The sequence below is a fragment of the uncultured Succiniclasticum sp. genome (assembly GCF_902793885.1).
In the GTDB taxonomy this organism is placed as follows: domain Bacteria; phylum Bacillota; class Negativicutes; order Acidaminococcales; family Acidaminococcaceae; genus Succiniclasticum.
In genome coordinates, this window is the sequence record NZ_CADBFF010000002.1 from 15617 (window position 1) to 28227 (window position 12611).

A 12611-nucleotide genomic window follows, 5' to 3' on the forward strand; every position below is an offset into this window, starting at 1 on the left:
CCAGATTTTTTGTGAAAGAACTCTCTGCCGCTTTTCCGTTAACATACGACAGGAAAGCGGCTAATTCTTTGTCTGTCGCCTTGTGCGTAAAATAATTGTAGCGCGTTTTGGCGGTAGAGGCAAGGGAAAGGAATTTAGAAAAAATAAAAAAGAGACCAGATTACTCTGATTTCTTCAAGTATGCATTCGTAAACACATACCCCCAATTCATTAATATTATAACGAAAAGGAATTTTTTCCCAAAATTCTTTTTTGTTTAGCAAATTTTAATTTTAATGCAATGTTTATGATATAATAAATTAGTTAAATATCTTTCTTAATTTCTTAATAAAACTAATTAGCGAGGAATAAAAATGCTTAAAGTTACATCATTGGCAATAGAATCTTTTAGAAGATTTCCGAAGAATTCGGAAATTGTAATTGGACCATATTTAACTTTAATTGTGGGGCAAAATGCAACTTCAAAGTCAACTTTATTAGGGATGCTATGTCAACCATTTGAGTTTAAGTCTGATTACAAAGTATATACTGATGCATATAATAATCTTGATAAAAAAACAACAAAAACTATTGCAGGCAAATTGTATGAAGCTGATTTTTCAGATGTTTTTAGGATGTCGCCAGTTTACGATAATCCGGATGAGAGAAAATACACTTATTATGTAAACTACGTAGTTGATGAAGTAGCAAATAGTTTAATTGTTAATTCTGAAAAAAGAACTGACCAAAAGAAGAATAACGTCAGATTTGTCGTGGGAAAAACGAGAAATAAGGGAGAAGGAAATTATCCGCATCCGGTAATTTATTTGGGCTTAAACCGTTTATATCCTCTTGCCAACAGTAAAAAAGTTGAAATGAAGGAAGACTACGATTTAACTATTGATGAGAAAAGTTTCTATTCAGACTGGCAGAAAAAAATAACTATACTTAATGAAAATATTGCACCAGAATTTGTTATGTCGGATACAAAAGATTTTTTGGCGTGCAAAACACAAGACTATGATGCTGAAACAAATTCTGCTGGGCAAGATAATCTTGGGCAGATTATTTCAGCCGTTTTATCTTTTCGAAGGCTAAAGGTTTCATTAGGAAACAATTATCAAGGTGGATTACTTCTAATCGATGAGATAGATGCAACTTTTCATATTTTAGCTCAAGAAAAATTGTTAGATTTTCTTATAGAATCTGCAAAACAACTTTCATTACAAATTATCTGTACTACACATTCGCAAAAAATTATTGAAGAGTGTTGTCGTAGTAAGAAAAGAGATGCTACCATAGTGGCCTTATATCGGCGTGGTAACGATGTTCTGATAAAAAATGATGCTTCGTATGAAGATATAATGGCAGAATTGGAAGCTATAAGTTCAACTAGAATTGTTCGTCAAATTACAACGCTGTTTGAGGATCCGACAGCAACTTCATTTTTTAAATATTTGACACATAATAAGTTAAAAAAAGTAATAAAAATCTATGATGCTAAAAGTAGTGCAGATATAAGTTTGCCATCAGATGTTTTACTTCATTTAGCATCTAAAAGAATACCAGAATTTGAAAGAATAATTTTTGTTATTGATGGAGATAAAAGAAATCTTATTAATAAAAATAAGCATAGACATATTTTAGCATTGCCGGGCAATTTGGCACTTGAAAAAGAAATGTATTTCTTCTTAAATAGCTTACCACAAAACGATATGTTCTGGAGCAAAGAACTTGGACAATATAACTACCAAACTTGTTTTAGAGATTTTCCAAATCTTAACGCTAATTCGGATATAAATGAATTTAAAAAATGGTTTGCTTCTCAAAAAGAGAAATGGGGAAGAATGAATGCAAAACTATATAAAAGATGGACTCAGAGTCATAAGGATGAAGTAATTAATTTTATAGAAAATTTTGTTAGAATTTTCTATAAAACAAATCCTTATGATATAAATATTGAAGAACAGAAAAATCAAATTTTAGAATGGGTTAAATCCTTATAACTTATTGTGGCCAAATTTTAGTTTTTGTAGTATCATAAGTTAAAAAGGGGGGATTATTTTGCCTACGACATTATCTCCTTTGCGTTATCCAGGCGGTAAAACCCAATTAAATAGTTTTGTTGAACATACTATTAAAATGAATCAATTGAATAATGCTGTTTATTGCGAACCTTTTAGTGGAGGGGCTGGCGTTGCCATTTCTCTTTTATTAAATAAAAAAGCCAAATCAATTATATTAAATGATATTGATATAGCTATTTATTCTTTTTGGTATGCTATTATCCATGAAAGTGAACGGTTCATTAAAGCTGTTCAAGATATAACAATTGACATGACAGAATGGAAAAAACAAAAGTTAGTATATGAAAATGCGCAAGAAAATAATATTCAAGAATATAGCTTTGAACTAGCTTTTGCAACTTTTTTTCTGAATCGGACAAATCGTTCTGGTATAATAACTGGGGGGCCGATTGGGGGGAATAATCAACAATCTAACTATAAGTTAGATTGCAGATTTAAAAAAAATAGTTTGATACGAAAAATTCGCAAAATTTCGGAAGCGGGAAATTTGATTCGATTATATCATTTAGATGCTAAAGAATTAATTAGTAATATCTTAATTCATGAAAATACAAACGAGTTATTTGTTTATTTTGATCCGCCGTATTATAAACAAGGTAAACATTTATATAAAGATTTTTATGATGATAATGAGCATGTGTTATTGTCCGATGCAATCCGCAAGATGGATGATTATCACTGGATTGCAACATATGATAATGCAAAGCGAATAAAAGATATTTATAATGATAGAGTAATTCAAGAATATCAAATTCAATATTCGGCGAATAAGGCAAGAAAAGAAATAGAATTAATTTTTCATAGTCCGTTAACAACAATTGAATCTTATGGAAATGTAAAATTGAAATCGTAAAATTAAAAATAGAAGAGCGCTCTGCAAATTATTGCAAAGCGTTCTTCTATTTTTAGTAGAACGTTCATGTATTCTTGACCATTTTTCAGTCTAGCTTTTTTTCTGTTATTTTTAAAATTTTTATCAATTGTTTTCCCATCCGTGTAATCAACGGAACAACCAGCGCATTTCCCATGCAGAAATATCTAAATTTTTCCGGCATCCCGGTATCGGTCCAGCCATCTGGGAAACCGTTCAGGCGCTCACACTCGACAGGGGTCAGGAAACGTAATTTTTTTGTTTTGGGATCCTCCACAATATGAGTTGACCGATTTGCGCCGGATTCGCTTGTGAGCATGGTGCGAGAGGGACGGTCTGATGGATCGGGAAAGGCAATAGGGCCTTCTGAAAAAACGTAACTGTGCCCATTGGCTGCAGTACGTTCTATCTTTTTTGCACCTTTCATGTACTTCCACTTTTCCAGATTCTCTCCGAGAAAATACTTTTCGTCAACTCCATCGGTTTCAAGAATGTCCCCGAGAGTAGTCTGTTTGTGCTTATACGGTTTTGTGGTTGCGGTGCAAATTTTTCCGTTAAGCATGAGGCCTGTATTCCCAAAGTTTGCCTGAAAATGATTTGAAAAATCAACAAGGTCAATATATTTTTCGCCCGTTACCTTTTCTTTTAAGTTATATTCTCGAATAAAATCTTCGCCTTTTGTAACTTTGAACTGATCTGCAAAAAAACCTGTTTTATATAATACTTCGCTAGGATTTTCATTTATTTTTTTTGCAATGCGTGAATACCATTTGGTTGTTTTCCTTGCGGCAAAAATGAAAGTTCGTCTCCGGCGTTGCGGATAACCATATTCAGCAGCGTTGATTACACGCCATTCGGCGTAATAACCTAAATCATATAAACATCTTAAAATTACACCAAAATCGCGGCCACGCTGTTTGGAGGGAGATTTTAAAAGGCGATCGACGTTTTCCAGTAAAACATAGCTAGGTTTGCGTAGTTTGATAATATCATTTATGTACCACCAAAGTACGCCTTTTTTTCCTTCGATGCCTTTTGCATCACCAGAATGTGCTACAGAATAGTCTTGGCAGGGAAAGCCGCCGACCAATAAATCGACTTTAGGACAATTGTTTTTTGCAACAGCAATATCTTCGTTGCTGTTGTTTAATGAAGGACCGAAATGTTTGTCATAGCATTCAAATGCATGTTGTATTTTTTTCCCGGGTTCCCACTGATTGGCCCAGATAGTTCTGTATTTTAATGAAGCTTTCTCCAGACCAATACGGAAACCGCCAACTCCTGCAAATAGCTCTGCTACTGTAATTTCCTTCATGTTTCTTTTTCCTTCAGCTTGTAGTATACTAAGAATGTAAAAGTGATGAGTGCTACTAAATCATTTTACCACAAAAAAGGATATTGATCAAGATGAAAAATACAGACGAGCATAAAAAAATAGAATATAAAACACAAGAAGAAATCCTGATTCGTGGCAATGAAGCTATTGGTAAAACCGTGCGCCAAATTGATAAGTATGGTCGTGTCGATTCTGATGGAATTAAAGGTGGCATTGGTCATGTAATTGAAGAAAGCCTGTATGGTTATGAGATTAATTCAGATGCTGAACCAGATTTTCCGGAAGCAGGGGTTGAATTAAAAGTTACAGGCGTTATAAAAGATAAAAACGGATATAAAGCCAAGGAACGGTTGGTGTTAAATATCATCAATTATATGAAAGAAGCTTATACTACTTTTGATACCAGTTCGTTTTGGCACAAGAACGAAACATTGATGTTGCTCTTTTATGAGTATAAACGCGACCATCACCCTGGCGATTTTATGTTTTTAAAAGCAATATTATTCAAATATCCTGCCGAAGATTTGGTGATAATAAAAGATGACTGGCAGAAAATTGTTGAGAAAATTCGCGCAGGAAGAGCACATGAACTTTCAGAAGGTGATACTTTTTATCTAGGCGCCTGTACTAAAGGTGCTACTGCTGCAACCAGTTTGAGACAGCAACCATTCTCAAATATTCCGGCGAAGCAAAGAGCATATTGCCTGAAAAACAAATACATGACATATTTGGTCAGGAAATTTGTTTTCGGTGAAGCGCAGGACGAACATATCATTAAAAGTGTTTCGGAACTGGCCGGAAAAAGTTTCGAATCGTATGTAACATCTAAGCTGGAAGCTTATAAAGGCAAGTCTGTAGAAGAATTGAAGCAGATTTTTGATATGAAGTCTGACGCAAAAAACCTGGGGGCATTGGTTGCTTATAAGATTCTGGGGATTAAAGGAAACAAGGCTGCAGAATTAGAAAATGCCGGCGTTGCGGTGAAAACGATTCGAATTCAGTATAATGGAAGAATCAAAGAAAGCATGTCATTTGCGCCGTTCAAGTTTCGAGAAGTAGCATCGGAAACATGGGAAGATGCTGAATTTGCAAATACGCTTCGAGATACAAAGTTCCTGTTTATTGTGTATCGTTTTGATAAGGAAGGCGTTTTGCGTCTGATGGGCGGACAGTTTTGGAACATGCCATACAACGATATAGAGGAACATGTTAAAAATGTTTGGGGGCGTACAAAAGATATTTTAAACGCGGGCTGCCTGACTGTAACTATCCGTAATAACCGTATGATGAACAACTTACCTGCTCAGGCGGATAATCCGGTTTCACATGTCAGGCCGCATGGCGCGACACGGTTAGGCACGACGAATCTGTTGCCAGAAGGAACAAAAGTTAACATTGCTTCGACGGACGAATCCTTTGTATGGCCATATGAAGATAGATTTCCTACGCAATGTTTCTGGCTTAATAATACTTATATTCTTTCCCAGTTGAATGATGAATTCAAAAAAAGTATTTGAGTTTGTGCGTTTTTTGTAAGTGCTTGGATATTAAAATTTAATCAGAGTATATTAAATAATGTTCAGTGTATGTTGCGAAATCGATGGGATTGATTATTTATGAAAAGAAGAGAACCGCCGGCGACAAATGAAGCCGGGAGGCATTCGATGCGGGGGAATACAAAAAAAGATACTTCCATAGAACTTTTGTTAAGGCGTGCGCTTTTCAAACGCGGCATACGTTATCGGAAAAATGTTAAAAGCATTTTGGGAACGCCGGACATTGCAATAAAAAAATACAGACTGGTTGTTTTTTGCGACGGCGATTTTTGGCACGGAAATAATTATCATAGCGTAAAATCGCATAAGGAATTCTGGGATGAAAAGATAAAACGGAATCGTGAGCGAGACTTGGAATATACAATTCGTTTACGTGACGAAGGATGGACAGTTATTAGATTTTGGGAAAGCGAAATACGGAATGATTTGAATTCTTGTGTAGAAAAGATATTAGTTGTAATAAATAATAAAAAGAGATTAAAATAAAAAAGTCCTCAAATAATTATAAGGAAAGGAGTTTCCCTTAATATCATTTGTCATCACGATGAGGATTTGTGGCGACATCCCTTGCTCTTTTTAATTGCTTCAGCCAATGTAGAACCTGGATTTCGGAAACAGACTGGATGCCGTCAAAAGAATCGATGGCATCTTCGAGACTTTCAAATGCAATGACATTCGGATTATATGTTTTGTCAGGTCTGTTCAGGATGGAACGAAGTTTTCGAAGTTCTTTCAGCCATTGTAAGGTCTGATAATATCCCAGCGTATCATTAAATGGGTTGGCTTCGAATCGGCGAATTGCTTCAGAGAGGCTCTTGTAACCATCGTCCGGAATTGTTAATTCGGGAAAATTTTCTTCCGGTGCAATGTCCAGCAATCCCATCGTATCATCTTCCATAAAATCTTCATACATGTCTTTCAGTTTTTCTTCGTCGTCACATTTGGTTTCAATGGAAACAAGTGCTTTCACAAAATTTTGGTAATCTTTTTCCTGCAATTGCAAAAGTTGTTTTTTCATTTTTGCAAATTCCATGTCCGGCACCTCCATAATTTTTGCTTTGGCGATCGTAGTATAGATCGAATTATGGAAGATCGCAAGAGTAAAGTTTTAATAAACATATTCCACATGGTCTTGTATCAAAATTGAACAGTTAAATTTCAGATACCCCCTCAAAATTGCATATAACGATATATAACGCCCATATCCTTGCGTAATGCTGGAATATGGGCGTATATGGCCTAATATGGGGATTTAGAATTCTGAATTTCTGTTAAAATGAGAAAATTTGAGTGAAACGGGTGTGGAAGAGGGTCGTTTGTTAGATATAATTTCCTCTTTTCTTTTGGCGAAGAATGTGCTATAATAATCACGAACAGTTGTTCAATAAAATAGAAAGAGGTGGTTGTTTTGGAAAATGAATCTGAAATTATGACCCCGGACGCTGCGGAAATACGTAATCGTATTTACACCATCCGGGGGAAACAGGTGATGTTGGACAGTGATTTGGCGGAGCTTTACGGTTATGAAGTTAAAAACCTGAACCGGCAAGTAAAACGGAACATAAGAAGATTTCCTAAAGATTTTATGTTTCAATTGACACGGGACGAGATGGAAATTTTGCGGTGCCAAAATGTCACCGCAAATGTTAAGAGCCGAACTCTTCCTTATGCATTTACTGAGCAAGGAATTTATATGCTGGCTACTGTTCTCAGAGGTGAATTGGCAGAGCAGCAAAGCATTTTCATCATGCGAGCATTCCGGGAAATGCGCCACTTCATCGCCAACAACGCCGCGCTGTTTGACCGGATCAGCAAAGTGGAACTGAAGCAACTGGAATATCAAAAGCACACTGATGAGCGTTTTGATCAAATTTTTGAATATATTGGCAGTCACAAAGAAACAAACCAAAAACTCTTTTTTGACGGACAGATTTATGATGCGTTCAGCCTGCTTATAGAATTGATTCAAAAAGCAGAGCAGGATATTATCCTGATAGACGGATACGTTGATGTGAGTACGCTGAACTTATTAGCAAAGAAACAGTCCGGAGTGTCTGTAACCATTTATACATTCCAAAAGACAAAGCTGACGGCGCAGGATATAGTTGTATTTAACGCACAGTACCCGCAACTGGATGTAAAATATTCCAATGCATTCCATGACCGTTTCCTGATTTTGGACGGAAAGACGGTGTACCACATCGGTGCATCGCTGAAGGATGCGGGCAAAAAAAGTTTTGCCGTTTTGCTGATGAAAAATGCAGCAGAGGAGATGCTGGAAAAATTAAAGAGTGTTTAATACACTGACGTATAAACTGAAAGTGAACTTATATTTTGGTTTCTTTAAAGTCGCAATTTGCGGCTTTGAACGAAAGCAGGAATAAATTAAGGCAGCTACGAGGAGAGAAATCTAATAATTTTATTTCATGATTACATTATGACAAGATACATTGTTTTTGACGTGGAAACGCCTAACCGGTACAACAACCGCATAAGCGCTATCGGCATCAGTGTGGTGGAAGATGCAAAAATCATAAAAGAGTATTTTTATTTTGTGAACCCGGGGCAGCGGTTTGATTGGTTCAACACGCAACTGACCGGCATAAGTGCGGAGCTTGTGGCGGATGCGCCCACGTTTCCGCAGCTGTGGAAAGTTATTGAGCCGGTCATGAACAGCGGCATTCTGGTTGCCCATAACGCCAGTTTTGATATGGGCGTGATTCGCAAATGTCTGCGTGATTACGGCATTGCGTGGAAACCGCAGGTCAGGGGATTGTGTACTGTGGTCATGGGCCGCAGGCTCTGTCCGGGAATCAGTCACCGGCTGAATGACCTGTGTGATTACTATGGCATCTGCCTTAACCATCACCATGCGGATAGTGACAGCCGGGCCTGCGCAGAGATTTTGCTTCGGTACATGGAGATGGGAGCGGAACCGGAAAAGTTTGTGCGAGTATATAATATGTGGTGAAAACGGAAGCTGCAAATTAATGCAGATTTTGCTATATGTTACAGTATGAACGAATAGCTTTCTTGAAGAAGCAGTAAGAGAAAGGCGTATAAAATAAGATTAATTATTTCCCTTTCTTGCAGGAGTTTCTATTATAAATGTAGAATAACCAAAGGCTGATTTTTTAGAGCTGCCATAAATGGGTTTGATGCAAAAATTTTTCAGCAAAAGAATTAGCACGGGAATCCTGTCGTAAAATCCTGTTTTGTTCTCCTTTGAGTGAACTTTAGTGAATTTAATGCACTTTTTAAAGTAAAAATGCACTTTTTGAAATGGAAATGCACTTTTTCTGAAAAAAGTACATGGGCCTGAGCCCAGTGCTAATGCGGTTTGTGTGAATTGGATGTACTTAATGCACTTTTTTCCGCACGTTATAGTTATATATACACACTTTTTTATTATATGATTTCAATAGTAAAAAAAGTACATGAAGTACATCCGGTATGTCAAAAGCCAGTGCCCGGGCGTGTTAGGGGGCATGTACTTTTGGATGTACTTCCTGTACTTAATGCACTTTTTATATAAAACAGAAACACGGAACTTATTTTTAATGCAGGAGGTTTTTCAAATGGAAGGTATTGAAAAAGTTTGTCAGTTCCTTGATGAAGCGCATGTGTATTACCTGGCGACGGTGGAGGGGGAGCAACCCCGGTGTCGTCCGTTTGGCACATCGCTGCTGTATGATGGAAAGCTTTATATTCAGACCGGTAAGGTGAAGGACGTTTCCAAACAGATTGCCGTGAATCCGAAGGTGGAGATTTGCGCGTTCAACGGTGGGAAATGGCTGCGGGTTGCCGGTGAACTGGTGAATGATGACAACCGTGATGTGAAAGTTGCCATGCTGGAGAAGTTCCCCACGTTGAAAAGTATGTACAGCGCGGATGATGACAATACCCAGGTGCTGTATTTTAAAAATGCGGTGGCCACGTTCTCTTCGTTTACGGAAAAACCGGAAGTGATTAAGTTTTAAGTAAAACTCTATAGTTAAATCTACATTGAAGCGGCAACTTTTAACATTTTGTCAATAGTTGCCGCTTTTCTTTTTAAAAAAAGTATGCTACTTGCAAATATCCCTTGCACGGCTACAGGATCTTTATAATTATTTTTCACTGAGTATGGCTTCCAGCCCGTCCCTGAATTCCCTGAAATGTTCCGGGAAATTCTCCGATCCGTGTGCGTAAATTTTCCGGCCGCCATTGACGGTGGCTTTGAGAGAGAACATGATCCCATCGCTGACGTCTTTCGGGTGATTGCCGACAAAGCCGTCCCAGGTCAGAAGCTCGCAGTCGTTCAGCAGCTTCAGCACCTTGTCAGCGTTGCACACCTTTTTACTTTCAGGCGCACGCTTCTCCTCTTTTGCATAGATTATTTCATATTCAGTGACTTCGGCCTTTTTGCCTTTCATCACAATTTCATACTCGGTGGTAAACCGCATACCGCTCAGGCGGAGTGTGACAATCTCAAAAGAAGTAATCTTTTTAGATGGATTTTCTGAACCGGAAGCTTGTGAAACAGTTGGAAATAGCATCATCACCGCAGCCAATAACAGGAAAGTGAAATACTTTTTCATAACATTTTTGTTCATGTTTATCCCGCCTTTCTCATTTTTTATATTTCAATTTATTATATCACAAGAACGGTCGGCACGGCATAAATTAGTTTAAGGAGACGCTGATTAAATGAGTTTGTGCGATGACTGAGGGCTTTTTGCGACTGACAAGGAAATGGCCCGAAGGCGCAGCCGTAGCTGCGTCGAGGGACATTGACGCAGTCAGTCACAAAAAGCGCCAGTCAGCGTGCAGACGAATTAATCAGTGTTTCCTTAAGTAAAATTCTATAGTTTAATCTACATTGAAGCGGCAACTTTTAACATTTTGTCAATGGTTGCCGCTTTAATCTTTAAAATAACGTCGGGATAAATAAAAGCGCAGCCCGTTTTGTTGTTATCAAAAACAAGCTGCAGCTGTGTGCGATGATTTTTGCGAAGACAAACGTCAGGCGTCAGATTCCATATTCATAAATGGTATCGCTAGGCAAATCGATTTGGTCATTCCAATAGACGCAGGTTCTGCTTTCGTCGAGCTGTACCTGCTGAAACAAACCGTGTACGGCTACCAGGTCTTTATAGCTTTCGATGGTTTCTATATCTTCTTTTACATTATAAATCACGGTCTTTCCGTCATCGAAAAGTACTTTTAATTTATAATCCGGCATAGGTTCTACCATTTTGATTTTTGGAATCATTTTTTATTCCTCCAATTACATTATAGCAAATTAAAGCTGATTTTGCTATATGTTACAGTATGAACGAATAACTATATTGAAGAAGCAGTAAGAGAAAGACGTATAAAACAAGAATAAATTATTTTCTTTTTTGCAGGAGTTTCTATTCTAAATGTAGAATAACCAAAGGCTGATTTTTTTAGAGCTGCCATAAATGGGTTTGCTGCAAAACGTTTTCAGCAAAAGAATTAGCACGGGAAGCCTGTTTTGTTTTCCTTTAAGTGAATTTCAGTGAATTTTATGCACTTTTTGAAATGGAAATGCACTATTTATGGTGATTGCCATGAAAGAGTTTTTGGATATTGTAAATGCAAAGGGTGAACCTACCGGACAGGTTGTTGCCAGGGACACGGCTCACGAAAATGGAATATGGCACCGGACGTCCCATGTGTGGTTGGTACGGAGAAAGAACGGAACCGTGCAGATCCTGCTACAAAAACGGACGGAGATGAAATCGTTTCCCGGTTGCTATGACATTTCCAGTGCGGGACATATCCCGGCAGGCGAAGACTTTGTGACCTCAGCCTTGCGGGAATTGAAAGAAGAGCTGGGTGTTACCGCGAAGACTGAAGAACTGATTTTCTGCGGTGACAGAAAGATCGTTTCGGATGATGTGTTCTTTGGCAAAGAGTATCATGACCGGCAGTATTCGCGGGTGTTTGTGCTGTGGAAGGATTTGGAAGAGAAAGAGTTCCGTCTGCAACCGGAAGAAGTGGACAGCGTGCGTTGGATGGATTTTGCCCAATGCATACAGGCCGTGGAGGCAAATTCATTTCTCCATTGCATTGAAATGGAAGAACTTTTGATGGTAAGGGATGCGGTTAAGGATTCATAAATGTGGAACAGGAGGAAGAAGACATGAAATTAGCAGAAGCATTGCAGGAACGTGCAGACATTAATAAAAAAATCAGCGAATTGAAGCGCCGGCTTGAAAACTGTCTGTTGGTGCAGGAGGGGGAAGAACCGGCGGAAGATCCGATAGTTCTGCTGAATGAGCTGGACAGCGCGACGGACCGGTTGGAAAAACTGATGGCGTCCATCAATGAAACAAACTGCAACACAAAGGCCAACGGCATGAGCCTGACCGAAATCATTGCCAGGAAAGATGCGTTAAGCATCCGGTACTCTGCGTATAAAGAGCTCGTTTATACTGCAGGGAACAACACATACCGGGCAAGAGGATCGGAGATTAAAGTGAAAGCCGTCGTTAAAGCGGCTGAACTGCAAAAGACGGTGGACAAGCTGGCGAAAGAGATCCGCCTGTTGGACAATCTGCTCCAAGAGACTAACTGGAAAACGGAACTGGTGGAAAAATAATCTGCCGGTCTCCGTGAAGCTTTTGTTCAATCATAATTAAGAGACGCTAATTAAATAGTTGGTAGTCTTGCAGGGGGCGTATCAGGCGGCAACTGCCGGAGTTGCAAGTGCAGAGAAATTTGCCAATTATTCACACAACGGGCGTGTGCTAAAGAATTGTTAGGCCCTGATT

At 38.3% G+C, this 12611-nt stretch carries 13 protein-coding genes; 9 read left to right on the forward strand and 4 right to left on the reverse strand.

The window, feature by feature from the left end; genetic code table 11:
- The first annotated feature begins 353 nt into the window (after positions 1 to 353).
- A complete protein-coding gene (locus QZV31_RS01140) occupies positions 354 to 1985 on the forward strand; it encodes an AAA family ATPase (RefSeq protein WP_295356991.1) in 1632 nt (543 codons plus the stop codon).
- A 58-nt stretch (positions 1986 to 2043) separates the two neighbouring features.
- Positions 2044 to 2919 (forward strand): DNA adenine methylase, encoded by an 876-nt coding sequence (locus QZV31_RS01145; protein WP_295356994.1) that lies wholly within the window; start codon positions 2044 to 2046, stop codon positions 2917 to 2919.
- Positions 2920 to 3004: 85 nt separating this feature from the next.
- Here the strand turns inward: QZV31_RS01145 and dcm are convergent, their stop codons facing one another.
- Complete coding sequence (gene dcm / locus QZV31_RS01150; RefSeq protein ID WP_295356997.1) at positions 3005 to 4252, reverse strand: DNA (cytosine-5-)-methyltransferase; 1248 nt, start codon at positions 4250 to 4252, stop codon at positions 3005 to 3007.
- A 92-nt stretch (positions 4253 to 4344) separates the two neighbouring features.
- Here dcm and QZV31_RS01155 point away from each other — a divergent pair, with 92 nt between their 5' ends.
- Positions 4345 to 5790 carry a Sau3AI family type II restriction endonuclease gene (locus QZV31_RS01155; protein WP_295357000.1) on the forward strand — a complete coding sequence of 482 codons (1446 nt, stop codon included), beginning with the start codon at positions 4345 to 4347 and terminating at the stop codon, positions 5788 to 5790.
- A gap of 99 nt (positions 5791 to 5889) precedes the next feature.
- The gene (locus QZV31_RS01160; RefSeq protein ID WP_295357003.1) at positions 5890 to 6315 is read left to right on the forward strand and encodes a very short patch repair endonuclease; all 426 of its coding nucleotides are present in this window, start codon (positions 5890 to 5892) and stop codon (positions 6313 to 6315) included.
- A gap of 43 nt (positions 6316 to 6358) precedes the next feature.
- On the opposite strand, the gene QZV31_RS01165 is transcribed toward QZV31_RS01160, so the two are convergent.
- A complete protein-coding gene (locus QZV31_RS01165; RefSeq protein WP_295357006.1) occupies positions 6359 to 6862 on the reverse strand; it encodes a hypothetical protein in 504 nt (167 codons plus the stop codon).
- Positions 6863 to 7237: 375 nt separating this feature from the next.
- Between QZV31_RS01165 and QZV31_RS01170 the strand changes: the two genes are divergently transcribed.
- The 3 genes from QZV31_RS01170 to QZV31_RS01180 all read left to right on the forward strand — a co-directional run bounded on the left by QZV31_RS01170 (position 7238) and on the right by QZV31_RS01180 (position 9809).
- Positions 7238 to 8128 carry an ORF6N domain-containing protein gene (locus QZV31_RS01170; RefSeq protein WP_295357008.1) on the forward strand — a complete coding sequence of 297 codons (891 nt, stop codon included), beginning with the start codon at positions 7238 to 7240 and terminating at the stop codon, positions 8126 to 8128.
- 138 nt (positions 8129 to 8266) lie between these two features.
- A complete protein-coding gene (locus QZV31_RS01175) occupies positions 8267 to 8800 on the forward strand; it encodes a 3'-5' exonuclease (RefSeq protein WP_295357011.1) in 534 nt (177 codons plus the stop codon).
- A gap of 616 nt (positions 8801 to 9416) precedes the next feature.
- Positions 9417 to 9809: a pyridoxamine 5'-phosphate oxidase family protein gene (locus tag QZV31_RS01180; RefSeq protein WP_366508670.1), complete on the forward strand. Its 393-nt coding sequence runs from the start codon at positions 9417 to 9419 to the stop codon at positions 9807 to 9809.
- Between the two features lie 129 nt (positions 9810 to 9938).
- Here QZV31_RS01180 and QZV31_RS01185 read toward each other — a convergent pair whose 3' ends face one another.
- Positions 9939 to 10424 (reverse strand): hypothetical protein, encoded by a 486-nt coding sequence (locus QZV31_RS01185; protein WP_295357017.1) that lies wholly within the window; start codon positions 10422 to 10424, stop codon positions 9939 to 9941.
- 416 nt (positions 10425 to 10840) lie between these two features.
- Positions 10841 to 11083, reverse strand: coding sequence for a DUF2442 domain-containing protein (locus tag QZV31_RS01190; RefSeq protein WP_295357019.1), 243 nt, complete (start codon positions 11081 to 11083; stop codon positions 10841 to 10843).
- Between the two features lie 322 nt (positions 11084 to 11405).
- Between QZV31_RS01190 and QZV31_RS01195 the strand changes: the two genes are divergently transcribed.
- Positions 11406 to 11957, forward strand: coding sequence for an NUDIX domain-containing protein (locus QZV31_RS01195; protein ID WP_295357021.1), 552 nt, complete (start codon positions 11406 to 11408; stop codon positions 11955 to 11957).
- A 23-nt stretch (positions 11958 to 11980) separates the two neighbouring features.
- Positions 11981 to 12439, forward strand: a complete 459-nt coding sequence (locus QZV31_RS01200; RefSeq protein WP_093728803.1) for a DIP1984 family protein — start codon at positions 11981 to 11983, stop codon at positions 12437 to 12439.
- The last annotated feature ends 172 nt before the right edge of the window (positions 12440 to 12611 follow it).

Bases quoted from the DNA above. Each gene is read 5' to 3' on its own strand.
- QZV31_RS01175 (WP_295357011.1), top strand. From the start codon at position 8,267: ATGACAAGATACATTGTTTTTGACGTGGAAACGCCTAACCGGTACAAC.
- QZV31_RS01200 (WP_093728803.1), top strand. From the start codon at position 11,981: ATGAAATTAGCAGAAGCATTGCAGGAACGTGCAGACATTAATAAAAAA.
- QZV31_RS01155 (WP_295357000.1), top strand. From the start codon at position 4,345: ATGAAAAATACAGACGAGCATAAAAAAATAGAATATAAAACACAAGAA.
- QZV31_RS01185 (WP_295357017.1), bottom strand. From the start codon at position 10,424: ATGAACAAAAATGTTATGAAAAAGTATTTCACTTTCCTGTTATTGGCT.
- QZV31_RS01140 (WP_295356991.1), top strand. From the start codon at position 354: ATGCTTAAAGTTACATCATTGGCAATAGAATCTTTTAGAAGATTTCCG.
- QZV31_RS01190 (WP_295357019.1), bottom strand. From the start codon at position 11,083: ATGATTCCAAAAATCAAAATGGTAGAACCTATGCCGGATTATAAATTA.
- QZV31_RS01160 (WP_295357003.1), top strand. From the start codon at position 5,890: ATGAAAAGAAGAGAACCGCCGGCGACAAATGAAGCCGGGAGGCATTCG.
- QZV31_RS01195 (WP_295357021.1), top strand. From the start codon at position 11,406: ATGAAAGAGTTTTTGGATATTGTAAATGCAAAGGGTGAACCTACCGGA.
- dcm (WP_295356997.1), bottom strand. From the start codon at position 4,252: ATGAAGGAAATTACAGTAGCAGAGCTATTTGCAGGAGTTGGCGGTTTC.
- QZV31_RS01165 (WP_295357006.1), bottom strand. From the start codon at position 6,862: ATGGAATTTGCAAAAATGAAAAAACAACTTTTGCAATTGCAGGAAAAA.